The organism is Haloarcula sp. CBA1115, assembly GCF_000827835.1.
In the GTDB taxonomy this organism is placed as follows: domain Archaea; phylum Halobacteriota; class Halobacteria; order Halobacteriales; family Haloarculaceae; genus Haloarcula; species Haloarcula hispanica.
On record NZ_CP010529.1, the window covers coordinates 636,230 to 662,038 of the forward strand.

Consider the following 25,809-nt stretch of genomic DNA (forward strand, 5'->3'; position numbering starts at 1 on the left):
TATTTTCATCCGGCTGGCAGGCCAACTCCATCGGGGCGGCCGGGCTATCGAACCCGGCGATGAACGAGTGCTGATCTATCGGTGAAGATGCAGCCTTCGAGCCACTTACGGCTCATCTCGGAGCGGCACGTCTAACCAGGGACAGAGGGCTGACCGACGCTGGAACCGTTCGACCGCATCGAACGACTCTTTCGTCTCTTCGATAGCCTTTCGCATACTGGCGTAGTCGGTCATACACACTTCCTCTGTCGCCCCACCGTTTGATTATATGCTTCTTTACGCCCGCTACCTGGCCGGTAGACACGTACTTCTGTCGGTCGCTCGCGTCGGTCTGTTCGTCGAACCGACCTCGGCGACTGCGACGCGATAGCTACACAGATCTTGTCCAAGATTCTGGCCAACGCGTGGCGGACACTTGGCGGACCGTTCGCTTAGTAGCAGGTGACTACTCTCCCGTCGCTAGTCGGCGTGACTGCCACTCACCGTCACGCTGGCAGCTTAGTGACTATTTGTAGACGTGGCTGTGGACGCGAGTACGAGAAGATGGACTGCACTAGATCTGACTGTCGGCAGCAAGCGTTATCCGCCTCCGGGTGTGCCACTGTGTCACGCATCTCTCCAGTACGTAGCTTATTTCTCCGTATCGAGAGCGGCCCGCAGACGGTCAGCAAGTGACTGTGGTGCCGACAGTGAGAGCCGATGGCTCACCGCCAGTGCTACAAACACCACGCTCACGACGAGCGCGACGGCGATGCCCGGCACTGTGACCCCGCTAAGTGCGAGTCCGCCGACCGTAATCAGTGTGGCACACGCGGTCCCGAGATACCGACCTGACCACCGCTCATCGGCCGAGGTGTGAGCACCTGTCCGGTCGTGATCGATGACGGACTCAGTCGACGGCGTCGACTCCGCGTCCGGCGTCGACAGGAGCGATGGTTCCTCGTCGAGATACCCGTCGAAGGAGTCCGCGAGTGCGGTCGCTTCGACGAGTCCGCGGTCCTGATTGTAGTTGATGACGCCCGCGTCGTCCATCTTCGGGAGGTGGGACTGGTACAGCGCGATGTAGACGCGCTGGCGCTGTTTCGAGCGGAGCGAGTCGACTGTCGTGTCGTGTTCCAGCGCCGCGATGTGTTCTGCGATATCGCTCATATCGGCCGGCTCGTCGCCGGGGTGTTCGTGGAGGTACTTGAGGACTAAGCGGCGGCGACGACACTGGAGGACGTGGAAGAGGTCGTCGCGGGTGAGTTCGTCGCTCGATGTGGACTCCGAAGACGACGACTCCTCTGTCGCGGACTCCTCGGCCTCAGTTGTCGTGGGGTCGGAAGTCGTTTCAGCTATGGACATGTTCGCTCGTTCCTTTTCCAGCAACCGACATATACCGGGTCGACTGTTCCGCCGATTGCGACTGTTTCACCGATTTAACGGGTCGATAATGGCCGACTTACCCGGGGCCAACGTGCGATAAAATAACGTTCTGAAGTGCCTACACCTATTTGCTGGGGGTTTCGGGTCAAGAACTCTGTTCCACGGCTGTTTCACACAGCATACTAAATTGTTTCATCACTACGACGGTAAATAATGTCTACAAATACACATATGTGCAGTTGCGGTAGGCGTTGTTTCTCGGGCTAATTCTGCCGTTTGTCGGCCATAGAAGGGTCAGAGGGCGAAAGTTATCGTTTCTATGTGTCTGTCGGCTATCGGTGTGGCTTCAGTTGCGACTGTCGTGACAGTGGCGAATAGTTTCACTTGGCGGAGACACACCCGAAAAACGCCGGTAGTGAACAGTGATGCCACTATCGACCCGGCTATCCGAGCCGTGAGCCAGTTTATCCGCCGGGCGTCGGTGGCTTGATATCGCCTGCGTGTGGCGAGTTCGCGGCTGCGGGTTTCGCCCGCTCCAGACAGATGAGGTTCTCCCTGCCGAGACGGATCTTGACGACCTCGTCGTCGTTGACCATCCGCGAAAGGAGGCGGCTGACCTTCGCTTTCGACCAGTCCGTCGCCTCGACGATGTCGGTCTGGTGCATACGGCCGTTCTCGACTTGCAGCATCAGTTTCACGAGCCGCGCGTCAGGGGTGAGTTCCCAGTCGGCTTGCTCGAAGGCTTCAGCCGCGGTGTCCGCGTCGATGTCTGCACGGTCAGCTTCGGCCACCCTGTCCGTCGCCTCGATTTCACGGTTGACCTCGATAATCTCTCGGTCCAGTTCGAGGCGGCGATAGATGTACAGTCTGGCCGCCACGGAAAGCTCCGTGACCCAGCCACGCCTGATCGCCGCGATTGCCACCCCGATCCCAATGAGGAACCCAAGAAGCGAACTCGTCACCCAGACTGGCGTCAGCATGCTGTTCGGATTCGTTCCCCAGGCGACTTCCTGGCGATCGGTCAGGAAGTCACCGTCCGAATCGGCCGCGAGCGGGTCCGTTCCGAGGTCCGAAACCTCGCGCCCGTCGCTGAGACCATCGCCGTCGGTATCAGCGGTGGTCGGGGACGTGCCAGCCGCCAGTTCCTTTCCGTCGTCGAGGCCGTCATCGTCCGTATCGCTCTCGGTAGGTGCGGTGCCCGTTTCGAGTTCTGTCCCGTCTGTTACCCCATCTCCGTCAGTGTCTGCGACTGTCGGGTCCGTGCCTATGGCCAGCTCTCGCCCGTCGGCGACCTCATCGGCGTCAGTGTCAGCCTGTACTGGGTTCGTGCCAATTTCCAGCTCCCGACCGTCGAGAACACCGTCGTCGTCCGTGTCTGCGTCGGTCGGGTCGGTCTTGCCGGACGCCTCTCGCTGGTCGGACAGCCCATCGCCGTCAGTATCGGCGACGGTCGGATTCGTCCCAAGTGACAGTTCGCGCTCGTCCGACAACCCGTCGCCGTCCGTGTCGCTCTGTCGCGGGTCGGTACCCTGTTGAAGCTCAGTCCTGTCGGCGACACCGTCTTCGTCAGTGTCTTCGGCCGCTGGGTCCGTCCCGTGCTGGTGGACTTCCGCACCGTCCGTCAGCCCGTCTCCGTCAGTGTCAGCATCAGTGAAATTTGTCCCCTGAGAGACCTCGTTGCTGTTGTTGAGCCCGTCGTCGTCAATATCACCGGCACGCTGAATCGGCTGTAGAGACACCGACTGCCGATCTAGCGTGGTGTTAGAGCTCGTGTTGGAGAGCGAGATAGAGAGATCATCGAGCCCCGCCGTTCCGGGGGTTGTGAGGGCTGCGGTTCCGTTCGGGCCGACCGACGTACATGTCGCCGACCCGTTCGCACGCGCACAGACTGAGAGGTTTTCCTGCGGCGAACTGACAGTCACTGCGATCCGATACCCGCTGACCCGCTCGCCGTCTATCCGTTCCCAGACGAACGCGGTTCCGTTCGGCCCGTCCGCAGCAGCCTGTGTGGGCTCGGCCGACTGTATCGCCGGCGCTGTTTCGTTGCCCGCCGCTGTGTATTCAGCATACTGCCCGGCGTCCGCTGCGGTAGCGACACCTACGGAGACAGACGCGACTGTCAAGAGGAGGAGTAAAGCGCAGATCCCGCTCACGATCCGGTGTCTCATACAGTACGAGTGTCACAGCGGGACAATATCCTTTTTGGCACATAGTCTCCTTGTCACTTCTAGACACACCTGATAATTCAATGATGGTTTCGGCTGCGTCCCAACTACTTACTCATCGGATAACCCGAGCTCCGACCCAACGACCTGATCCATCCCCCGCCGAATCCGCTGTGACATCGCCGATGGCGAAATGTCGAGTTTGTCCGCCAGCTCAGCCTGTGAGATGCCACGGGGCACGTCGAAGTACCCCTCTCTGTGTGCCGTCTCGAGCGCGACTTGCTGGTCTGCGGTCAGTCCGCATACGCCGGTGTTTGCCTCCCCAGAGGTCCAGTACAGTCGATCAAGTCTAAACGTGATACTCCGTTCAGAGCACTCAGATCGGAACTGCGACAGTGCCGCTCGCGACCGAAACTGCGCCTGTACCTGCCACTGTCCACCCGTCCCTTCGATGTCGAGCACCCGTCCACCGGCTCGGACGAGCGAGGGCGTGAGTCGGATGGCGCTGTCGGCCACCCTAACCCGATAGACGCGGTTCGTCTCCGTCCAGTCTAACACGACAGGCTCGTATACCGTACTATCCCTCTCCAGTTCTGCTTCGAACTGGTCAAGGCCCTCACCGACGGCTTCTATCACCAGAAAGCTCGACGTCCCGTCGTCGACCATCTGTTCCGGACGGACTGTTATGTCCGGCGTGCTCTCGACTGCCTCCGTCAGAACCAGCTCCGGATGACTCAGACACAGATCGACACCGAGGCTGTTCTCCCGTGGTGTCCCATCCGTCTCCGATGGGCTTGCCGGCCCGTGTCCAGCACCATCGACTGGCTGGTCTGCCTCGGTTGCCGATCCCTGGTCGCCGGTGTTGCGCATGTAGACACCAATCGAATCGGGCACAAGGACATTATCACTATATAGATAGTGTCTGATAATAAAGAGACTATACTAATAGCCACTCTGTGGGTCCGGTGTTTGACCACCTGTCGAGACAGAACAGTATCTTCCAATAGCAGGTTTCGCTGGGACAACTCAAACTGAATGAAATAAGTCCTACTTCACGGTGGTTCCGGACTGGCTTCGAGTAGGGTGCTGTCCCACGAAATCAGCCATATTGGCCGATCAGATACGGCATACGCCGGCTGGGTCATCCACCGATCTAGTCAGATACGACAGCGGTCATTCACCTTGTTCCGGTGGTGTTGACGTGGGGTGGACACCCGCAGATTGGCAAAGGACGGTGTTCGGTCGGTTTGTCGGTCTCAGCTGGTCTATTCCACCCTTGCAAGTCATACGAAACGGAGGGGTCGGTGCAGTCGAGCAGTGGTTGCCGGTTGCTATACTTGCAACTTCGCTGCGTTGACTGGCCGCAGTCGGGGCAACGTTCTCAATCCATTGGAATGTATAGACGATTATGGGCGACCCAGCGTGTTACCGCGACTACTGTCCTGCATGTGACGCGCAGGTAACGATCACTGACGGTGAGTGTCCGGACTGTGGCACGAGCTTAGAGTCGTACGAGGCATAGAACCGATTGAGATTTCACTCGTTGTGGGGTCTCCATAGTTCAGTTGGAGCGAGACCTGAATGATTGTGACGACTAACTACACTCGGCCCGGGAGATGAGGAATCAGTCAGAACGGTATCTTTACTGACGGACTGGAATTACTTAGAGAAGTGCAAATTGAGAGGTGCACAGTCATAGTAGTACAACGAAACAGCCAAACCACTCCGAAAAAATGCCTACAGTATGGCAGATAGTCGTTCGCCGGCCCTCCTCGACGAGGATGGAAACCTCTTCGGCCTCGTCAACGTCGTCGATGCACTGGCCGTCCTGCTCGTCATTGCGGTCGTTGTGGCAGGCGCCGCACTTGTCCTCCAACCGGAGCCAGAGCCACCTGATCCAAATACTACCAACGTCACCCTCGATCTCGGGACACAACCCTCATACATCGTCTCAGAAATCACCGAGGGAGATACGTACAGTCCAAGCGGTAATTCACAGCTCACGATCACAGACGTCCATCTGACACCGCAGGGCAACCAGACACGTGTCATCTTACGCGCTACGCTTCAGGGACCGCCTGACGGGGACAGTCTCACATATGCGAATGCGCCCCCGCGCCTCGGACGACCGCTGACCATCGCGACGAGTCGATACGAAGTAGACGGTCAGATCCGTGCAGTGGGTGGTGACAACAGCTTCATTCAGGAAGACACGACGGTGGTTCTCAGAGACACCATGGCCACCGCCGAAGCGCGAGACGTCACTCCCGGTGATGAGATCCGACTCAGCGGACGCACTGTCGCGACTATCGAAGATGTCGCCGCGTACGCGACCAGTGATTCAACCGAACAGACCGTCTTCGTCGAAGCAGAACTCGACACACACAGACAGCAGTCTGACCGTCGGTTCGGCGGCACACAGATGCGGCGCGGGCAGACGGTCACGCTCCCGGCCGAAGACTACACCTTCGATGGTCGCATTGAAAAGGTGGATAGCGGCCTCCAGCCAACGACTACCGATGTGCTCCTCGAGACAACCGTCGATGCAGAAACGGCTGGCCGTATCGCTGCCGGCGACGTCACTACCGTCGCCGGGTACGAGGCAGCCGAAGTACGAACGGTTACCACGTACGCGACACAGAACCCCGACCGCAAACGCGTGCTCGTGGGGCTCTCGTTGGCCACTCTCGAAAACGCCGGTCGTCAGCAGTTCGGTAGCGCCGCCGTCCAGCGTGGGAACAACATCACTATTTCGACCGAAAGCTACGAACTCTCCGGCACCATCGAACGTGTTGGCGCACTCGAACCGCGTGGAACGCTCACCAATCGGACGGTAACCCTGCGGATGACCGACATGCGTGCGGACATGGCGGATGCGATCGAACCCGGCATGACCGAGACCAGTGGTGGCGAAACAATCGCTCGCGTCAGCCGCGTCAATACCGAGCCATCTGTCATCATTACGACGGGCGATAACGGCACGGTAAACGTCGCTGATCATCCGTACTTGCGTGATATCACTATCACGACTGAACTCCGGGTCCGCGAGTCGACAAGCGGTGTCCAGTTCAAAGGCGAGTCTCTCCAGCAGGGCTCGACAGTTGTGATCAATCTGGGGACAATCACTATTGAAGCGACGGTCGTGAGTGTTGGGCTCTGAACAACATCATAAACGGTATGGTAGATCACTCAAACCAGTATGTAATCGGATGTCCGAGGAATCCGGGTCGCTAAACCCTGACACTGTCGGAGAGAAAATCAGCGCGATTAGCGACGGGTCACAGGTCATCAGCACCGGGCGAGCGATCGGCACTCGTGTAAGTGAGTTCGTTCGGGAGTCGTATTGCTATCGCTGGCTCACGAAGGAACCTGACCCAGACATCATCGTTATCGATCTTCGAGAGACGTACACTGTCGGTCCGTTTATTACGCTGCTGGATACGCTTATTCCACATATTGAAGACGCTTGGAATCAGTCGCGTGTGGAGTCTGCCGCGAGCCGAGTGTTTGAACGGCTTAGTGAGGAGGTGTTTGACCCGCTTGCCGAGACGCGTGGCTACAAACTCGTAGTCTCGGTCTTGGCACCACCGGAGCCTCCGGAACGAGAACGCACCGTAGCGGATGATCCGGAGCCTGACGAAGACGAACCGTCCTGACTTTCCAGAACATTCCGTTCAGTACTCTACCATGCCGGCATTTCGAGTCCCTCAAAAAACAGCACCGACAAAGTAAGCGGATGACAACCTATTGGTTCCGAATCAAGTTCGGGTACGAACCGACTTCGCTTTGGCGTGATATCGTCCACAGGTCAAACAAGTAGTCAAACGAGAGATAACGACGATCCTCCGAGACACGCGGAACGGCGTCCGTGGGCGTTCGACTGCTACCCTGTCGAAACACGCGACGTGACTCTTTTCCCCCGGCGGCTACACTGTGACGGCAAAGCGTAAAGCCCATTGCAGTGATATCATATAACATGCCGAGGCAGATGAATACCGTCGTCTCGGGTGACGAGTCGGAGATTCATGACGAGCCCCACATTCGGGACCGGCGAATCGATTCGATTGACCTATGAACATATGTGACCGGATTCCCCAGTTGTGATGACCCCGGATTCGTAGCACTCGGAAACCAACATTCGAAATAGTTGCTGCACTGCAAGGATCTACATGTGAGGGGAGAGTACGGGGACGTGACGAATCAAATGGCATGGTAATCAGGTGTGGATAAAAATAGAAAATAAACATATTCAGTTATAATTTCCACCATCTGTATAACACTCTGTCCTTAGTGAAAACCATCTTCAATTTAAATAGGTATTAACTATTAATAGTGAGTTCTTGTCGATAGATGGTTTGGATTTTCTCCAGCATTTGATTACGAGTGAAAGATCTTTCAATCCGTTTTCGCGCTTGTGCACCATAGCGGCGGCGTTTAGCATCATCTTCAAGCAGAGTGTTCACTGCTTCAGCTAAAGCAACGCTATTACGTGGCGGGACGGTGAGCCCTGTTTTCCCGTCCTGACTTACCCACGGTACTCCTGTCGGAAGCGACGTATTCACCACGGGAAGGCCTCGAGCCATCGCCTCAAGCTGAACGATTCCAAATGCCTCACTGGGCTCGGTAGAGGGAAGGACAAAGACATCGGCCGCTCGATAGGCACTTGCCAGTTGTGAATCAGGGACGTATCCGAGGAAGTGAATTTGGCTAGCAACACCCTGTTTTTGCGCGCGCTGCTCTAGTTCTGATTTCTTATTTCCGTCTCCAGCAATCAACAGTGTTGCATCAATCTGTTTCATGGCGTCAACCAGATACTCAACGCCCTTGTAGTAGTTGAGCCGCCCGACGAACAGGATAACTGGACTGGTAGTGTCTATACCAAGTGGTTGCGGATTCTCAGCATCTATAGTATCGAGATCGATTGAAAGAGGAATAACATCACATTTTTCTTTATATTGATCGAGTATTGTTGAGTGGTCGAGCATGGGCTCAGATGTAACGAGAATACGGTCAACACGGTTGAGAAACCGTTCGAGAATGGGTCGATACGCTTTGAGTGCAGTTGCTTGTCGAACTATGTCGCTGTGATACGTTGCGATAACTGCTGCATCGCCAGTCCCGGCGGTCAGTTGTGAAACAGTCGAAAGGGGATTTGGAAGATGATGGTGGACAATATCGGCGTTTCTAGCTGCAACCCGTAGTTGCACTGGAAATGTTGGTGCAAGTGGAACCGACATAGTGACTCCAAGACTTGATGTCTTTGTTACACTAATCCCGTTATGTCGTTCTTTGCCTCCAAATCCCTTTGGGCGTGCGGCTAAAACGCGTGTTGTATACGAACTTGGGAGCCCTTCAGCAATGTTTTGGACGACGTTTTCGATACCACCCACCTCTGGGTAGTAGAATTTATTAACTTGAAGAATGTCCATGTTTAGTAGTGAGATTTTGTGGTGATTGTCTATGTCTTGACACAGCAGGCTCAAAACAGGTTCGATATCTCTCTTGTTTAGGGAATTCCAAGTTTATGGCTCTGTTGAAATCCTATTCTTCAGACACAACACAGCATGAAACAGCCGTTCGCTGAAGAGTGGTTATCTATCGGCCACAAATCGGAGGGTTCGGCCGATCGCATAGCCGGTTACACCAATCGGGAGACCGAATAGCAGAGCCAAACCAAAAGCCTCGGGCACAGATGGATGCGACGGGCCACTCATTCCGAAGAGGGAGAGAGAAAGGTAGTATCCGATCGCGGGAGCTACTGCGAGTATGACTGAAATGAGGAGACCGCGGTTGCTGTATGCCTGAAACCCTGAGAAAATCAACATCACCGCGACTACTCCGAGATGCCACCTGACTGGAAGCGTGACCCAATCTATCTGACCAACAAGAACGAACCCACCAAAGAACAGTACAGCAAGGGCTACAGCGACGCCAGAATATAGTGTGCTGGTCGGTCGGTCGTCGCCAGCGACCAAGCGGGTCACACTAATTTCGACCATACTACATCATACCAATTAGTGGAGGATATCTTTTGTGCCCAGCACTCGTGATACAACAACCAACTATACTAACCGTTTAGAGTGATCGGTCAATATTGTGACTGAGACAGGCGATAGTGAGTTCACGGAACTGCTTCCACCATCGTCGTGAGCGGACGAATGCACCGTACTTCCGCTTGAGTGTTGAGTTGACAGTCTCTGATTGACTCCGTTGGCCGTAGAGATCAGCGTCTAAGCGTGCGTTCCATGCTCGGTGGAGTGACGTGAACTCACGATGCTTAATCAGTGGACGAACCTCGTGTTGACGGGCCAGTCGCCTGATTTTTTGGTCGTCGTACCCTTTGTCTCCGAGCAGAATATCGATGCTTTCGGGGTTGCGCTTGATCAAAGATGGGGCGATCTGGCTATCGTGCTTTCGTGTCGTCGTCACGTGTAGATCGAGAATTGCGTTCACTTTCGTATCGACCAGCAGTGTCACCTTGAGCTGCTGAATCGTGAGTTCGGCTCGTTTCGTGTAGTGTTTCGAGGCGTGACTGCGATCGAATCCTGACGCATCAACCCCAACAACGCCGCTTGTCGGAAGCAAAGTGGCTGAGAGAGTCAATATGACACGCCACACAGCCATATCAAGCCGGTTGAATGCCTTACAGAGAGTTGATGGCGTAGGAAGTTCGGCTAGTCCGAGAACACGACGGATGCGTGGCATCTCGATCAATTCGTCAAGCAGACCACGGTAGGTCGTATTCTTCCGAATTTTGAGGCACAACAAAACAACATGTTGAGGGAGTGTATAGCGGTGTTTGGAGAACTTCGAGGAGTATCGAGAGACGGCTCGGCGTGCCAGATGGATCGCCTTCTCAGTAAAACGGAGAATCTGCGACTTCGGGAGGGCCTTCATCTCGTGGAATTACAGAACGAACATGTATCTCTCTGAGGATTTCAACAGAGCCAAGTTTATCATAGATAACTCTGCGATTGAGGTAGGTGATCCAATCAAAGTGGGTATCTCCCTACTTCATACGACTCAGAAACACTCAAATATCCCCGAAATATAGCCGAACCCATGCACCTTCTCGTCTTCACCGAGGATTTTTATCCAAGCGTAAGCGGTGGGGCACACGCACGATGGCGATTTGCTCAAATTGCCACTCGACGCGGTCATGATGTTTCTGTAGTTACTCCCCGCCGTCCAAATACTTCTGCATTCGAATTCGTTGACGGTATTGAGATCACTCGTCCTTTCCCTGCTCATCCGCGCTCAATTCCACCAGCATCGCCGGTATCGACTACAACTCGACTCTTTCACTCAGGAGCATTATTTGCCTGGCTGCAATGGTGGGCTCGTGATCGGCAGTTCGATGCCGTCTATTCGGCGTCGAACACACTTCACTGGGTGGCCTCGGCATTCGGACATCAGCAAGAGATTCCAAATATCTCGTTCGTCGGCTATACGCCGTCAATGCGTCCAGAAGCGCAATCCCGTCTTCGGCTAGTTCTTGAACGACTTAACTTCACATACGGTCTGGCTGACACTGTCTTTTGTCGTCTCCCAGAGATTCGGGATCTGATTAAGCGGCATTCTGACGCTGATGTACGATTGATTCACGGGATACTGAATGAGGATCGCATCCGGGGTGCGTATACACGTGCTCAAGAGACCGACGTTCGCTCGGAATATGCTGGCCCCGATGAGCGACTTTTTGTTTTTGCCGGACGGTTGAGTGAGGAGAAAAACGTTCCCGGGGCAGTCAAGATCCTTTCGGAGCTTCCCCCATCGTATCGACTGGTAGTAATCGGCGACGGACCAGAGCGTGAAGCTGTACAACGTGCGATCGAGACCGAAGGGATGCAAGAACAGGTGATGATGTGTGGTCAACTCTCACATGAAGAGACACTGTCGGTCATTGCTGCGTCTGATGGGCTACTGTTACCTTCAGATGCCGAATCGTACGGTGCTGTCATATTCGAAGGGCTTGCGCTCGGTTGTACTGTCTTCGCGACACCCGTCGGCATTCTTCCTGAAATTGACCATCCACGTCTCCATCTGAACTCCGTAGAGAAGCTAAGTGACACGATTCAAGAAGCACAGCTCAAACAAACACGAGAAATCGACGAAGAAACGCTAGAACTGTATTCGATGGAGCGATTTGCAGACCAAATCCTAGGAGCGATCGCGACATGACCGACCGAACACCCTTTCTTATTACCGTCGATGTTGAGGGAGCTGTTGAATCCGGATCTTACCATAACGTCGGGCTGCTCGCCCAGACGCTTTCAAACTTAGCACTTCCCGCGACGCTGTTCGTCACACCCGATGTGATCCGAGAGAAAACATCAACCGTCGAACAATGGCTTGCTGATGGCCACGCGGTGGGTCTTCATATCCACCCCGAACGGCTGGGCGGGGACGAGGTATGGCTCGGAGAATATCATCAGGACACGGTTGAGTCTTTTCTTTATCAGGGAATCGATGTCTTTGAGTCGCATCTTGGGGAGCGCCCGCAACTCTTTCGGGCTGGACGGTGGTCATTCTCTGAGACGCTTCTGCGGGCTCTGGCTGCAACCGGTTTCGAGTATGACGCATCCCACCGACCGATTGAACATCGCGAGCCATATCGGATTCACGGCTTGGTTGAATTCCCGCTCTCAGTGTATGGTTCTCGGCTCTTCCGGAGTCGCTTCCTCTCGTGGAATGTCGAAACATTGCCACTCTCGATTGACGCGCTCCTAAGGAGTACACCCCGATGTCTCGCCTGTTACGCTGCGACTTGGCGAATCTTGGCTGCTAATCCGTCATATCTCATGGTTGGATTTCACGACTATGACCTCTCCGAACCCCCCGTGAGGCAACGTATTGAGCGGTATCTGGCTAGGGTTGGCGAGTTCACCGAGCCGGTGTCTCTAAACGGGTTGGCTGTTCGCTCCGACCATCGTGTTCAGATAAGCTGATTCCATGCGAAGCTGAACGATCTGAGCCAATCATCGGCTGTTTCCGCTTCGGCGTTGCTGAAACAGTTTGAGAAACAGACAGTTCGTCGTTTTATTTCTCTGAAGACACGTTCAACAGCATTCCGATTTCCATGTTTTTCGTATCTGAAATCGAAGCCATGTCGTTGACATCCAGCTTGTAACGATCTGGAGCCATCGACGAGAAACACGGCGTCGTCGACGTCGTGTTTCTCAGAGAGTTCGATGAGAAATGCATGGGCGAGAACCTTCGTTGTAGTTGGTCTAAGATTCGTATGGAGTAATTTGTTCGTTTGTGGATCGACAGCGGCGTACAGCCAATATCTCTCACCGTTGAGTTGGATCACAGTTTCGTCAACCGCAACGTGATCCGGTGACTGTCCATCTTTGGGCTGTAAATCTGCTTTGTGAACCCAATTATAGACCGTTGATCGAGCGCGTTGGACACCGAATACCTCAAGAACTGAGACAGTATTCGAAAGTGATAGTCCAGCCAAATGCAATTGAATACTCAGCTTCATCAGCAGTCGCGGTGTCGCTTCTCGCTCCACAAAATCTAAGTCGGTTTGGTCGATACTACCGCCGAGGCCGGCGTTTTTGGGCATAGACACTTCAAAACCGCCGTGCCTCACTCTTCAATCCTTATCTGAACACTATGCATTTTTTACGGAGGCAGCATTATATGGCGGAGATGCGTTCAAAACCTTTCGATATGGATCTTGACATCTGTAATTAACAACGGAATAACAGGCCAATCATAGCTAGAACAAAAGAGTATGAAGACAGAGCATAGGATCAAACTGAGGTGAAGTTTGCCGAAACCCGTGCAAAAATCAGACCGTCGTCAACGAATTCGCCGCCGCTACGCCGACTGCTTGTAGTCTGTTGTGAGGCCTCCCTCGCTCCGTCATATCACAGGTAACCGAGTTCCCGCAGACGATCCTCCGTTGTCTCGCTCACGTCAATTCCGGCCGAGTCGATGTCGGCGAATGTTCCGATCGGAGCGTCGAACGCTGTTTGTTCAACCTCTGGTGGCGAATTAAGTGACCGAACATGTGTCTGTCTTGTGGGTTTGTCTGGGTCAACCGTGTACTCATCACAGTGCCCGTTCGAGTCCCATACAAAACGTGTCTGACTGTCCCACAGCGAGCGGACAGCACGGTTAAGATGGGGTATATCTTCACTATCGGACCGTTTAATACCGCCGGCTCGTAGCACCTCTGCGAACACGCGGTCGCGTCCAATAGACTCGGGAACAGGGCAGTCGTTTGCAAACTCAACGAGGAGGTCACCAACATCTAAGTGAGATGTGTACTCGTCGATCAGTTCTGGCGACGAATCAGGAGGGTTTACGACGACGAAGGGGACATGAGCGATTGCCTCACACAGGTTTGAATGCCCGATCATGTACTCATCGTCCGGATAGCCGAGACTCTCACCGTGATCAGCCGTCACGACAACTGTCGTCTCATGATTGGCGGTATCGACGAGCCACCGGATGAACGGTTCAAGCGTTCGATCCAAATAGTCGATTGAGTTCGCATACAGGTCACGGTAGTAGTCACGGTCCTGTTGGTGGTCATCGAATGGCTCCGGGGTGATACGTACGTCGGTCGGTAGGGTGTCGCTGTGCCATTCGTTGGGGACGTCGTAAGGCCCTTCAGAAAAGAAGTTTTCGTCAGTGAATGGGGAGTGAGCGTCCATGTAGTTCATAAACAGAAAGTACGGCTCATCAGTGTTTGTTACGAGTTGGCGAGCCGTCTGTGACATCCTTGTGGCATCACCCCCTGACACAGTGACCCCGGGAAGGGCCGAGAGGAGCCAACGGCCCGCTGCCACCTTTGAATACACGCCGTTACCCAGCGTCCGAAGTGGGTACGGTTCGGAAAGTGACGTGCGAACGAACGCAGCGTATCGACGTATGGCACTGTCGATAGCGGGGTCGACAATGTCGCTGCGTAATTGACCACGCTGGAAAAGTTTGTATCCGGAGTAGGTAATGAAGTCGTCGAAGTACTGATCAAACGCAAATGCCTCGCTAGCAAAAGTGTTGCCGGAAACACCGATTTTCATGTGATTGGGGAGTCGTGACAGAAACGTCTCCGACAGCGGCAGTGCTTCGAATGTTTGCTGTCCTTTCGGAGAGATGCCGTGCTGGTGTGCCAATGTGCCGCTGAGAAGACTCGCGTGGCTTGGGAGACTCCAACCACTCGGCGCACGACACTGCTCAAACGATGTGTCTGCAAGCGCCGCTAGCCGTGGCGCATACTCGTCAAAGTAGTCCTTCCGAACAGAGTCGAGATAAATGAAGACGACGTTACGTGACATACTTGGTAACAAGCCCAGTTCGGACATCAAGGTTGTTGTTTCCCGGAAGCTTATCGGGCGACCAGCTAATATCTTGATCTATGAGTGTCCTGCTAACAGGTGCGTTCGGCCGTGTCGGGAGCGCATTTCTCGAACACCAAACCAACTCTTTCAATTGTACGTGCTTCGACCGTACGACTCATCCCGAGCACGAGAGCATCGTCGGGGACGTCGCTTCTTACCCCGACTTCGACGAGGCCGCTGAGGGTGTCGATGACATCATCCACCTCGCAGCGGCGTCGCGCGTCGATGCTGATTGGCCTAGTGTACTTCAGAGTAACGTCGTCGGCAGCTACAACTGCCTCGAAGTGGCCAAGCGAAATGGTGTCGACAGCGTCGTCCTGGCGTCGACCAATCATGTGATCGGAATGTCCGAACAGGAGCGTGCGCCCGAACTGTACAGTTTGGACTACGACTGGACTGCCGACAGGTCAACCCAGGTCCGGCCGGACTCGCTGTACGGTTCGTCGAAGGTGTTCCTGGAGGGAATGGGCCGCTACTACGTCGAAAACTTCGAGTCACCGGAACGAGTATACGTCCTGCGTATCGGCAGTGTTCGAGGACCGAGCGAGGACCACCCCTACGCTGACGCAGAGCGCGATGTCAGCGAAGGGGTATACGATCGCGAGAGCGAGGCATACCGACAGGCCGTCCGTCGGATGAAATCGACCTGGCAGTCGAGGCGTGACATCGCGTCGATGATCGCAGCCTGTCTCAACGACGACACAGTCGAGTATGATATATTCTACGGCGTCAGTGACAACGACCGGCGGTGGATGGACATCGAACACGCGAAAACAGTGCTGGGGTACGAACCTGTCGACAACGGTGACGAGTGGGCCGAGCCCCCAACGGCATAGTACACTGGCCCCGCGGAGTCGACAGATATTAGATGACTATCCCATTCTTGAGAATTAAACAGATGAGCGAGGACATAGCGGTTACACGCCGAGAAAAAATAGAGAGCCTGTTACGGGCAAGCAGATACAATCTGCCACTCCTCGGTGCGGTTCTGCTATTCAATTTGATTGCGGCTACCCTCGAAGGGTTCGGTCTCGGATTCATAGTCCCGATCATCGAACTCACGCGAGATCCCGCTAGCAGTGACATATCCGGTGTGACGGGGCTGTTCTTCGATTTGTTTGAGGTGATCGGTGTGCCGTTCACACTCGAATACATCATCCTTGGCGTCTCGGTCGTCCTGTTCACCCGGTACGCAGCGACGTTTATGGCGACGTGGCTCCGTGAGCGATTGCGAGTGCATTTCATGACGGATCTGAAACGACGGACGTTCGACAAAGCGCTCGCTGCGCCTGTCGAGTTTTATGACCGACACGGCAGTGACGAAGTGCTCAACGACATCATCACACACAACCGCAACGCTGGGAGTGCTCTCCAGAACACCATGTCGCTGATCCAGATAGTGACTATCTCTCTGGTCTATCTCGGCATCGCACTGTATCTTGCCCCCCTGCTGACCGTACTTGCAGTCGTGCTGCTCGGGGTACTCACGGTCGTGGTCCGCGTGGGACTCGAATCCGGATACGCTATCGGTGGTCGCCTTGCCGACGCCAACGAGGACGCACACAGGTACGCACAGGAAGGTGTTCAAGGGATCAGGGCAGTGAAGTTGTACGGTGTCAGCGATCACTTCAGGAGCCTGTTCGACGATGCCCTCTCCCGGTTTTCCGAGAACAAGATCAAAAAGCGTCGGAACGTCGCTGCGATACAGAACGTCTATCAGCTTTCGAGTGCAGTAACAGTGTTCTTTCTCGTCTACGCGGGGATTAGGTGGACATCGCTCTCGTTCGGGGAACTCGGGATGTTCCTGTTCGCCATGTTCCGGTTGGCACCGAACGCGAGTGCGCTGAACAACAAGTTCTACAATCTTGAATCTGATCTTCCGCATCTGGTTCGGTCGTACCGATTCGAGGAGACACTCAGCACGGTGGTGCTGTCCAGTGGCAACGGGAAACAAGTCCCAGAACGAGTACAGCGTATCGAGTATCAGGACGTGTCGTTCGCGTACGAACCGAACGAACCGGTACTTAACGGTGTCTCTTTTGCGGCAGAGCGTGGTGAATTCGTCGCCTTCGTCGGACAGTCTGGAGCCGGGAAGTCGACTATCGCCTCGCTATTGATCCGGATGTACGACCCCGACAGCGGGCAGATACTGGCAGACGACACACCAATCACGGAGTTCGATATCCAGTCATGGCGCGAAGAGATTGCATTCGTCAGACAGGACCCGTACATATTCAACGGGACACTGTGGTTCAACCTCACTATCGGAGCCGACGACCCGACAGAAGAGGAAGTCAACCGGGTGTGCGAGATCGCCAGAGTCTCTGAGTTTTTCGATGATCTGAACGACGGCTACCAGACAAAACTCGGCGAAGACGGTGTCCAGTTGTCCGGTGGACAGCGCCAGCGTGTTGCGCTCGCGAGGGCGTTGCTGAAAGACGCCTCCGTGTTGTTGCTCGACGAAGCGACCAGCGACCTCGATACGGGAATCGAACAGGACGTCCAGCGGTCGATCGAATCGATGGATCAGGATTATCTAGTGGTCGCCATCGCTCACCGCCTCTCGACGGTGAAAAATGCCGACCGAATCTACACTATCAAGCAGGGTGAGATTTCCGAGGTCGGTCCGCACGATGACCTCATCGACAACGGTGGAACGTACGCCGACCTGTACCAGTCACAGATTGCGTCCAATTGATCTCATCCGGCGGGGTTCTCAGGAAAGTATTAACATTCTGTGTTTATTCGAGTCTCAAAAGACGCTTTCGTATAATTTGAATGGGAGGTTGTCCGGTTATGACGCTAGGCGTACTTTGCAGCGCGGGCCGTCAGTCGACACTGTCCACTAACTCCCGTTGGCTGGCGGCCGACATCGGCGTCTTTACCGCGGCGATGGTCCCCGTACCGGTTTTCACCTCCACGACCCACCGTCGTCGCGGACTGAGATACGTACTATCGGCGTCCAAGCAACGGACGGCTTCGACAGCGCCAGCGATTACGTTGCCGAGAGCAGCATCGCCGAGCATCGAGACGCAGGCGACATCCGCCAAGCGCCGGAACTCGACCACGTCCAGATTGTCTTCTTTGTAGTACATGCTGACGTAGTCGAGTGCCTTACGCTTCAGTTCGTCATCGGACAGTATCGGATTCGCAGACATAGTTTAGTTCTCCTCGAGTCGTTCGTCGACCGCGTTACACAGAGCTGTGACGTCTATATCCACGCCGTCAACCCCACCCTTGGCAGTAATGAAGTCGTAGTCGTATCCGAGATTTCGTGCGAGACAATAGTAAGTCGGTCCCTGCAGATTCGTCAGTTTGTCTTCGGGGATCACTTCGATGATATGCGGATCATCCGACCATATCATGTTTGTGAGTCCGGCGCCGTGAATCCCTGCGACGACATCAGCACTGGCGAACATCGTCACCTGATCTTTGAACGACATTTCGCCAGGAGTTACCGACTTGAATCCGCGTTCAGAGAGAGCCTCGATAACTGCATCAGAGTTTGTGGCTTTTCTCACAGTAGCATCCTGTCGTGACACCCACACACGACTAGGGGCGTCTGCAGCGTCGACATTGTCGACAGTACAATCACGTAGCCACTCGTATCCAGAGGGATGCGGCTCGTACCGACCGCCGACATTGTGTCGACGATGAGTACATGCCACGAGCCGGTCGACTGCACTGATCCCCGTCGACGACATCGCCCACTCGTAGGAGTCGAAGCCAAGCAGTTCAAGCGACTCAGTCATGTACGAAGGGGGATCAGGACGCAACAATAGAGTCGGCTTGAGGCCGGTCTCGTCTACGTATGTCTTGACGCCTCGAAGTTTCGGAAGGTGCTCTGTTACCCATGTGTAGTAGTTCTCAGGGTCGGCCACCATCTGAAACACGACACTGTATGTCACATCTGGCGACCCTACCGACGGAAAAAGATACCGGGACCGTTCACGGATCCCGCCACTGCCCCCGGCAACGACTTCGTTGGCACGGACGAGTAGATTATGATGGTGGTTTCGAGCAAGATTTAGGAGTATGTCACCCTCGGCGTTGAATCCAATCGCTTCCTTTCCGATCAGTCGGCAGTTGGGGATTTCATAGAGATACGACGATCCTTCATCGTACACCCGTTCCCACTGGCGGAAATTCCACGGTAGTTTCTCCGACTCACGCACCGGGGTAACAGACGCTTCCCGTCCATTTTCGTACTGCCAGACACGACCGGTCGTTTGCGAGTACTTGTGGAGGTCATCTGAACGGAGAATCCGCTCCTCGGGAAAAAAGTACGGGCTAAAAATGAAGCGGCTGAGTAAAAACGGGGGGATCGCTGTAGCAACGCTCTCAGGTCCTTCGGCCAGGAATTTGGCTTTGGCAGCAGTAAACAGTTTCTGGAGATCCATCTTCGAAGATTCGAAGATGATCCGCGTATTTAAAACCAACGAGAGTGGCGGTTACGAACGGAAGTAATCGATAGTCCGTTCTAGTCCGTTTTCAAACTCAACTTTCGGTTCCCAACCTATGAGGTGCCGGGCTCGGTCGATATCTGGTCTACGGCGCTGTGGGTCGTCTTCCGGAAGCGGTTCGTACGTGATCTCGCTCTCAGTATTGACCAGTGACATGACATTCTCGGCTAGAGATTCTATTGTCACCTCCGACGTGGAGCCGAGGTTCAAGACCTGACCGTCAAGTCCGTCGCAGTCCATCGTTTCGGCGAGTCCCTGGCAAAGGTCACTCACATACAGGAACGACCGTGTCTGCTGCCCATCACCGTACACGGTCAAGTCCTCACCGGCGAGCGCCTGTGTCACGAACGTTGGGATGACTCGTCCGTCGTCTGCTTGCATCCGTGGCCCGTACGTATTGAACAGTCGAACAGTCCTGACGTCGACGCCATACTGACGGTGATATACGCCCGTGAGCATTTCTCCGAATCGTTTACCTTCGTCGTAGCACGCACGCGGCCCACGCGGGTTGACGTTCCCGTAGTACTCCTCGTGTTGAGGGTGGACTTCCGGGTCACCGTACACCTCACTGGTACTCGCGAAAAGGGCTCGCGCACCGGTATCAGCACAGAATTCTAGAATGAGACGTGTCCCTTCACTGTTGACGCGAGCGATGTCCAGCGGATGTTCTTTGAAATCAACCGGGGATGCGCGCGAAGCCAGATGGTAGAGTCGGTCGACCGACGCCGGATCACAATTGCCTTGACGGAGGACCGTCTCAACGCCGTCCAGTATATCGCCTTCGACGAAGGTGAACCGGCCATGGGAATGGAACTCGTCGAGGTTCTCGACTCTGCCGCTACTGCAGTTGTCGATACAGACGACTTCGCGTCCATCCTTGAGCAGGTGTTCACAGAGGTGACTTCCGACGAACCCAGCCCCGCCAACGACGACGCTCTTCATAGCTCCACCTCACTCCAGTCACCAATGTTGAGAGAGTTCGAGACGCCACTCACCTCAGAGTGGTCGCCGACGATACTGTCCGCGATGTTGGTCTCTCTCACACTCGATTCTTCGCCGATGATAGAGCATTTGATGCGACTGTCGACAATCTTAGCACCGGCGTCGATACTGACATCCGGTCCAACGACACTATGAACTACGTCGGCATCATCTGCGATGTCGACTGGCGGGATGACGACGCTAGACTCGGGTTCGGTGTCGTCTGTCCCGTTCCGCCGCAACAGTAGCTGGTTGGCTTTGAGTAGTGTCTCCGGGCGCCCACAGTCATACCAATCGTTGACCTCAAAAGTACGCAGGTTCAGTCCCGAGTCAACCATCCGACTGAGAGCATCTGTCAACTGGTACTCGCCGCCCGTACCGCGAATGTCCGACTCGATCAGAAACGCCAATTCCTCGAATAGGGCCGCAGAATCCTCGATACAGTAGACGCCACTGATGGCGAGGTCTGAGTCGGGATCGGTCGGCTTCTCGACGAGGTCAACAATCTGACCTTCCTCGTCAAGCGTCACGATGCCGTAGCTTGTCGGGTTGTCGACCTGCTTGACTCCCACAGTGCCAGCACAGTCCTCAATCCGCTCGTGGGCCTGCAGAAACGACTCATAGGTGTTATCGAACAGCATGTCTCCCAGAAGGATACAAATCGGTTCATCATCGACCACGGGGCGAGCTTGGTAGACACTGTGCCCAAGTCCTTCCGTCTGCTTCTGGTCGACGAAACTGAGTGTGAACAAGTCACTGTAGTTCTCTTCGACGTAATCAACGACCATGTCCCGCATCACGCCGACGATGATGATGACGTCGTCAATGCGACTCTCAACGAGGTTGTCCAGAATGTGACCGAGAAGTGGCTTCCCAGCAATGCATACCAGCGGCTTCGGTTTCGTGTACGTTTGTGGATAGAGACGTGTTCCCTGCCCTGCTGCCGGAATAACTGCCTTCATTATGTTTGCCCTCGTGAGGGGTATACAAATGGTTGTCGTCATTTATTATTCCAGAGAGCGACTGTTCTAGGAGGGGATACGTATATCTATGAATCCGGTTTTAACAAAAGTATGGCTCCGAGCCTACTGCAGGTCATCAAAGCGGTGTTCCGACCTATCTTGCGTCCGATTTTCGGTCAGATACCAACTCCAATCAAGAAGCACTGGCAGATACTCACCGTGAACGAGGGATATCTCGCACTAGATACCCACGACTACCAGAGGGAGTACGAACGTATAATACAACGCATATACGACAATTCAGACCTGCCGTCACCGACGATACATGTGCTCGATATCGGGGCTCGGGACGGACCGAAAGCACGCCTCGAAATCCTCGACACTCTCGGAAAATTAGAGTACACAGGAATCGAACCGGATACCGAAGAGTGTGCTGCACTGAACGAGCGCTATCCTGACTACGATTTCTACCCAATCGCGTTTGCCGAGCGTGAAGGCAAGCGGACGCTGTACCTGACACAGATGCGGAGTTGGTCGAGTCTGTACAAACCTAACGAGGACCTACTCACTCAATTTGACTCCTACGAGGGTCAAGGCGAAGTCGAGGATACTATGACCGTTGACGTAGATTCCGTCGATGCCTTCTGTAACTCTAACAACAAACGATTCGATTTTGTCCAAATGGACGTACAGGGGAGTGAAGGTGATGTCATTAGGGGTGCGGACGATACGTTGTCCGACATAATGGGGATAGAATTTGAAACACACTTCAAACCCGTGTACGTCGGTCAGAACCTCATCTGGGACATCCAAGAGACCCTTGACGCCTACGATGTGACGATCATCGATATAGACCCCCATTCGACCCCCTCCGGAAACCCAGCCAGTGAGGTAATAAATCCGGACGGGGAGTTACTCGAGGCCGACATTCAGTACCTCAAGCTCAGTGCCGAAACGAGGCCGAAAGTTTACAAACAACTAATATTATCGCTATTACTGCGAAAGAGGACTGTGGCGACACGGATACTGAAGAAAAACGAGTCGCTGATACCGGAGCCTGAACGGAAGGAAGTTCTAGACTTATTAGACGATATATCTCCACGTCGGTGACGACACCACCGTACTCACCGCCCCCGATCAGCCACACGGCGTATCGTCTCTGCCATTCTGTCTGTGTCCACTTTGACGCTCCGATACTTCTGACGTGGGTGGTCATCGAGAGACACGACAGTCATGTTTTGATACCTGAAACCAAGCGACCGGGCGAGACAGGCGAAGTGCGCCCGTCGGTATGCTTCTGGAACGAGTTCGATGACCGTCGGATTTCGGGCGAACAGCATATTGGCGAGTCCCGCTCCGTGAACGCCGACGAGTATCTCACACTCACGCATCAATCGAACCTGGTCTCGGAACGACAGTTGTGCCATCTGAACAGATTTGAAACCCAGCGATTCGAGCGTGTCGACTACTTCATTTTCGTTGACAACTGTTCGCCGGCTTGCGTCGGCCCGAGAAATGTACACCCGGTTGTATCCGGACGAGTCATCCACACGTTGGTCGATGTTGTCGCGAATCCACTGGTATCCCCTCGGATTGGGCGTGTAGTTGTAGCCAGCACTGGGGACAGGAAAGTTGTACATATCCTCGAGATTGTGGTAGTAGTGTGTCGAGACGGCGAGTGTCTCTGGACGAATCGGGTCACCACTGAACCGCCGTATCCTGTCGTACCCTAGAACTGATAGAGATTGTACCATCCACTCTGGTGGGTCCTGTTTGATCAAGAGTTCTGGGGTTATACCAGTTCGCTCGACGTACTGATCGTACGCCCATAGCTTCGGAAGATACTCGACGATCCAGGCGAAGTATGATGTGGTCGAGTCAACCATGTGAAACAGCGGGGTCTCGACCGGTACAGCGTCCGGGGTGTACACGCCTGCTGCAGTTCCCACGAACGACAGTTGGGTCCTGAGATCTAGCTTCGAGAGGGCCTTAAACAAGCGCTCCTGACTTCCGGAAATCGTGTCGAGCAGAACACAACCGTCAAGTCGGCCGATACAATGTTTGCCCGCTAGTCGTGGTTCACTCACCTCATAGATCCGATTCGGGTCGACCGTGTATGAACCGAGAAGTTCACTGAATTCATCAGGAAATCCGGAACATCGCTTCAGTGTAACCGTGTGTGCAGCGTCGATTTCCCATGACCGGCCCCTCGCCATGACGGCATCTCCGCCTAGCGAATTTGACAATACGTACTGTTTCGGCACTCGCAGAAGTTTCGATTGAAGACGTGTTATCAGACTCATTGAACCACGTTTGCCCAGCAGTCGTTGGCCAAATCAAGGGAGCTCATGGAATTATGCTACTGACATCTTTCAGCCGCTCCCAGTGTTCAAGGTCGTCACTGGAACGAATCTCGATGGTCGCGATCGGGTTCTCTACCTCGTAGATACCGGTGTCCTCAGCTGTCCGTCGACCACGTCGAATCTGGTCGGGATACGTGACACAGCCTAGGCTTGTGAGCCCAATCTGGACTGGATCGCGGTCCGCTCTGAATTGCGTGTCTTCGTTGATCCGGTCTAACTCGCCGTCTTCTGATTGAAGCCAGCACGGCCGGAACTCGGGAAAGCTTGCGACGACACTATCGTGGCCTTCTCGGACAAGTTGTTCGATGAGGCCGTCAAGCATCCCTCGCGGCCGAAACGGGTGCGTAACCTCTAGCGGGACGACAAGGTCAGGATACCGGTCACTGGCCTCGAGTTGCTTCAGCGAATATTTGAACACCTCGATGACGGGAACGTCTTTGGCCGACAGTTCGTCGGGCCGAAGGAACGGGGCTTTGGCACCCCACTCAGACGCTCTGTCAGCGACAGCCTCCGTATCGGTCGAGAGAACGATATCGTCAATGTATGTTGACTCGGCTGCAGCGTCGATAGTCCGTCTAACGAGTGACTCGTTAAGGTCGACGACCGAGTTGCCGTGATGTCTCACCGGGACCACAGCGACAATATCGAGTTCCTCAGGATCAAGTGGGTTTCCGTGGAGGTCCTGACTCAGCTTGTCTTCGGGCTGAATCTCATTGTTCTCCATCGTTCGGACGACGCTTTTGGTCCGTCCACGGTCGTTGCCTTGATTGATTCCGTGGTGGTGATAAACTGCAGCGTCCGGTTCGTAGACAAGCGTGTAGCCAGCGTCGATCACCTCGTTACCCCATATCTGGTCCTCGATATTCGGGACATCCTCCTTGAATGGATACTCCTCCCACACCTCTCGGCGGAGCACACTGTTGGCGTTGTGAAAAAAGGTGTCCCGGTCCTGCAAACGCCGCTCAAGACCGAAAGTCCGGATCAAGTCCCGCTTGTCGACCGGGTCCGACGCCTCTACGGGAACCTGACGGCCATACACGCCGGCCACGTTCGCCTCGTGATCGAAGTTGTCCACGAGTGTCTGTAGCCATTGATCGTCAACGGGGATACAGTGGGCCGACAGACAAACGATGTACTCGCCGCCCGAGGCACGGATCCCCTCGTTGAGCGCCCAGCCGGGCATGTAGTCGGATATCTCGACCAGTGTCAACTCGGGATAGACATGGGTGGCCTTCTCGACGGTCTTGTCGGTACTCTGGTTGTCGACGAGGATGACTTCTGTCTCCTGGTCGACCTCCTGTTTCTGGACCGTTCGTAAACACTGGCCGATCCACTTCTCTTCGTTGTAGGTCCGGATAATAAGTGATATCATAGTAGCTCGAACCGTGGTAGTAGTCTTTTAGTCTCTTGCGGTCGGGATAGTATCTGTCGTTTGCTGGGTCGTGTCTGTCCAGCTATATGCCGTCCGAAGGTGGGTTCTCCGTGAGCAGACGGGCTAACTCAAGATCACGTGGCGCGTCGACATCGACCGATCTCCATTCTGGCATCTCGACGTAACCAATCGACCCCCCAATCCGACAGCCAGTCTCCATCAAGAGATCACGGTCCATTGCGTAGACGGCCTTGTTCTCTACCCACTGGTTCCAGTCTTCTTTCTGGCGCGGGCCTCGCTTTTTCGGGTCGTAGTTCGTCGGCGAAACGGTCTCTCCGCCGCGCTCCCAGAGATAGCTGTCGTCTTCGTACAGCGTCAGCGCCGAGTCGTGGCCGTCGTCGACGACCCGTGAGACAGTCTCTTCGACGGTTTCGACAGTTCGGAGCGGTGCCGTGGGATACAGAAGGACGACGACGTCTATCTCTGGCCCCTCCGCTTCGAGTTCCTCGACACACCACTGCAAGAGTCGGTCGACCTCCTGAACGGAGTCGTCCTGTGTAAACCGCTCTGGACGGTCCATGATATCGGCACCGTACTCCTCGCCTGCCGCTCTGATCTCGGGGTGGTCGCTGTTGACGACCGTTCGGTTGATGTTGTCGGCCTCGAGACCGTGGCGGGCGGCGATGCCAACCAGTGGATCATCATTTATCTCCTTGATGTTCTTCAGCGGGATACCCTGCGAACCGCCGCGTGCCGGAATGATAGCTGTGACGTTCGTCAT

At 54.8% G+C, this 25,809-nt stretch carries 24 protein-coding genes; 8 read left to right on the plus strand and 16 right to left on the minus strand.

Annotation, left to right across the window (positions count from 1 at the left end; translation table 11 throughout):
• Positions 1-105: 105 nt before the first annotated feature.
• The 4 genes from SG26_RS21860 to SG26_RS03025 form a co-directional block, all read right to left on the minus strand.
• Positions 106-234 (minus strand): hypothetical protein, encoded by a 129-nt coding sequence (locus SG26_RS21860; protein WP_255355535.1) that lies wholly within the window; start codon positions 232-234, stop codon positions 106-108.
• Positions 235-630: 396 nt separating this feature from the next.
• Entirely contained in the window at positions 631-1,344 is a 714-nt protein-coding gene (locus SG26_RS03015; RefSeq protein ID WP_050007171.1) for a hypothetical protein, read from the minus strand.
• A 485-nt stretch (positions 1,345-1,829) separates the two neighbouring features.
• Positions 1,830-3,533, minus strand: coding sequence for a hypothetical protein (locus tag SG26_RS03020; RefSeq protein WP_050036801.1), 1,704 nt, complete (start codon positions 3,531-3,533; stop codon positions 1,830-1,832).
• Between the two features lie 108 nt (positions 3,534-3,641).
• Entirely contained in the window at positions 3,642-4,400 is a 759-nt protein-coding gene (locus SG26_RS03025) for a helix-turn-helix domain-containing protein (protein WP_050038239.1), read from the minus strand.
• A gap of 538 nt (positions 4,401-4,938) precedes the next feature.
• Here SG26_RS03025 and SG26_RS21770 point away from each other — a divergent pair.
• The 3 genes from SG26_RS21770 to SG26_RS03035 all read left to right on the plus strand — a co-directional run bounded on the left by SG26_RS21770 (position 4,939) and on the right by SG26_RS03035 (position 7,186).
• Entirely contained in the window at positions 4,939-5,052 is a 114-nt protein-coding gene (locus SG26_RS21770) for a DUF2089 domain-containing protein (protein ID WP_218587543.1), read from the plus strand.
• 222 nt (positions 5,053-5,274) lie between these two features.
• Entirely contained in the window at positions 5,275-6,690 is a 1,416-nt protein-coding gene (locus SG26_RS03030) for a DUF4330 family protein (RefSeq protein WP_050036802.1), read from the plus strand.
• A 49-nt stretch (positions 6,691-6,739) separates the two neighbouring features.
• A complete protein-coding gene (locus SG26_RS03035) occupies positions 6,740-7,186 on the plus strand; it encodes a hypothetical protein (RefSeq protein ID WP_050036803.1) in 447 nt (148 codons plus the stop codon).
• Positions 7,187-7,849: 663 nt separating this feature from the next.
• Here SG26_RS03035 and SG26_RS03040 read toward each other — a convergent pair.
• From SG26_RS03040 to SG26_RS03050, 3 genes are all read right to left on the minus strand, one after another.
• Positions 7,850-8,959 (minus strand): glycosyltransferase, encoded by a 1,110-nt coding sequence (locus tag SG26_RS03040; protein WP_050036804.1) that lies wholly within the window; start codon positions 8,957-8,959, stop codon positions 7,850-7,852.
• 162 nt (positions 8,960-9,121) lie between these two features.
• Positions 9,122-9,529 carry a hypothetical protein gene (locus SG26_RS03045; RefSeq protein ID WP_050036805.1) on the minus strand — a complete coding sequence of 136 codons (408 nt, stop codon included), beginning with the start codon at positions 9,527-9,529 and terminating at the stop codon, positions 9,122-9,124.
• Between the two features lie 76 nt (positions 9,530-9,605).
• On the minus strand, positions 9,606-10,427 hold the full coding sequence (locus tag SG26_RS03050; RefSeq protein WP_050036806.1) for an IS5 family transposase: 822 nt from the start codon (positions 10,425-10,427) through the stop codon (positions 9,606-9,608).
• Positions 10,428-10,592: 165 nt separating this feature from the next.
• Here SG26_RS03050 and SG26_RS20665 point away from each other — a divergent pair, with 165 nt between their 5' ends.
• Both SG26_RS20665 and SG26_RS03070 read left to right on the plus strand, forming a co-directional pair.
• Positions 10,593-11,711 carry a glycosyltransferase gene (locus tag SG26_RS20665; RefSeq protein WP_079980797.1) on the plus strand — a complete coding sequence of 373 codons (1,119 nt, stop codon included), beginning with the start codon at positions 10,593-10,595 and terminating at the stop codon, positions 11,709-11,711.
• Positions 11,708-12,478 carry a polysaccharide deacetylase family protein gene (locus SG26_RS03070; RefSeq protein WP_050036810.1) on the plus strand — a complete coding sequence of 257 codons (771 nt, stop codon included), beginning with the start codon at positions 11,708-11,710 and terminating at the stop codon, positions 12,476-12,478. The genes SG26_RS20665 and SG26_RS03070 overlap by 4 nt, the downstream gene beginning before the upstream one ends.
• Here SG26_RS03070 and SG26_RS20670 read toward each other — a convergent pair.
• On the minus strand, positions 12,466-13,101 hold the full coding sequence (locus SG26_RS20670; RefSeq protein ID WP_079980798.1) for an IS6 family transposase: 636 nt from the start codon (positions 13,099-13,101) through the stop codon (positions 12,466-12,468). The two genes, SG26_RS03070 and SG26_RS20670, sit on opposite strands and share 13 nt — an antisense overlap.
• Before the next feature lie 307 nt (positions 13,102-13,408).
• Positions 13,409-14,824, minus strand: a complete 1,416-nt coding sequence (locus SG26_RS03075; protein ID WP_058990832.1) for a sulfatase-like hydrolase/transferase — start codon at positions 14,822-14,824, stop codon at positions 13,409-13,411.
• Positions 14,825-14,904: 80 nt separating this feature from the next.
• On the opposite strand from SG26_RS03075, the gene SG26_RS03080 reads away from it, so the two are divergent.
• Positions 14,905-15,723, plus strand: a complete 819-nt coding sequence (locus tag SG26_RS03080) for an NAD(P)-dependent oxidoreductase (RefSeq protein ID WP_050036812.1) — start codon at positions 14,905-14,907, stop codon at positions 15,721-15,723.
• Positions 15,724-15,785: 62 nt separating this feature from the next.
• Positions 15,786-17,585 (plus strand): ABC transporter ATP-binding protein, encoded by a 1,800-nt coding sequence (locus tag SG26_RS03085; protein WP_050036813.1) that lies wholly within the window; start codon positions 15,786-15,788, stop codon positions 17,583-17,585.
• Between the two features lie 130 nt (positions 17,586-17,715).
• On the opposite strand, the gene SG26_RS03090 is transcribed toward SG26_RS03085, so the two are convergent.
• Genes SG26_RS03090 through SG26_RS03105 form a run of 4 tightly spaced genes read right to left on the minus strand, consistent with a single transcriptional unit; the run spans position 17,716 to position 21,293 of the window.
• Entirely contained in the window at positions 17,716-18,045 is a 330-nt protein-coding gene (locus tag SG26_RS03090) for a hypothetical protein (RefSeq protein WP_050036814.1), read from the minus strand.
• A gap of 3 nt (positions 18,046-18,048) precedes the next feature.
• Entirely contained in the window at positions 18,049-19,287 is a 1,239-nt protein-coding gene (locus tag SG26_RS03095) for a DUF563 domain-containing protein (protein WP_050036815.1), read from the minus strand.
• Between the two features lie 51 nt (positions 19,288-19,338).
• On the minus strand, positions 19,339-20,292 hold the full coding sequence (locus SG26_RS03100; RefSeq protein WP_050036816.1) for a GDP-mannose 4,6-dehydratase: 954 nt from the start codon (positions 20,290-20,292) through the stop codon (positions 19,339-19,341).
• Positions 20,289-21,293, minus strand: coding sequence for a sugar nucleotidyltransferase (locus SG26_RS03105; protein ID WP_050036817.1), 1,005 nt, complete (start codon positions 21,291-21,293; stop codon positions 20,289-20,291). Before SG26_RS03105 ends, SG26_RS03100 begins: the two co-directional genes overlap by 4 nt.
• Before the next feature lie 111 nt (positions 21,294-21,404).
• Here SG26_RS03105 and SG26_RS03110 point away from each other — a divergent pair, with 111 nt between their 5' ends.
• Entirely contained in the window at positions 21,405-22,403 is a 999-nt protein-coding gene (locus SG26_RS03110) for an FkbM family methyltransferase (protein ID WP_050036818.1), read from the plus strand.
• Positions 22,404-22,417: 14 nt separating this feature from the next.
• Here SG26_RS03110 and SG26_RS21495 read toward each other — a convergent pair whose 3' ends face one another.
• The 3 genes from SG26_RS21495 to SG26_RS03125 form a co-directional block, all read right to left on the minus strand.
• A complete protein-coding gene (locus SG26_RS21495) occupies positions 22,418-23,179 on the minus strand; it encodes a DUF563 domain-containing protein (protein ID WP_175055139.1) in 762 nt (253 codons plus the stop codon).
• A 460-nt stretch (positions 23,180-23,639) separates the two neighbouring features.
• Complete coding sequence (locus SG26_RS03120) at positions 23,640-25,028, minus strand: glycosyltransferase family 2 protein (RefSeq protein ID WP_050036820.1); 1,389 nt, start codon at positions 25,026-25,028, stop codon at positions 23,640-23,642.
• Positions 25,029-25,110: 82 nt separating this feature from the next.
• The gene (locus tag SG26_RS03125; protein ID WP_050036821.1) at positions 25,111-25,809 is read right to left on the minus strand and encodes a cytidylyltransferase domain-containing protein; all 699 of its coding nucleotides are present in this window, start codon (positions 25,807-25,809) and stop codon (positions 25,111-25,113) included.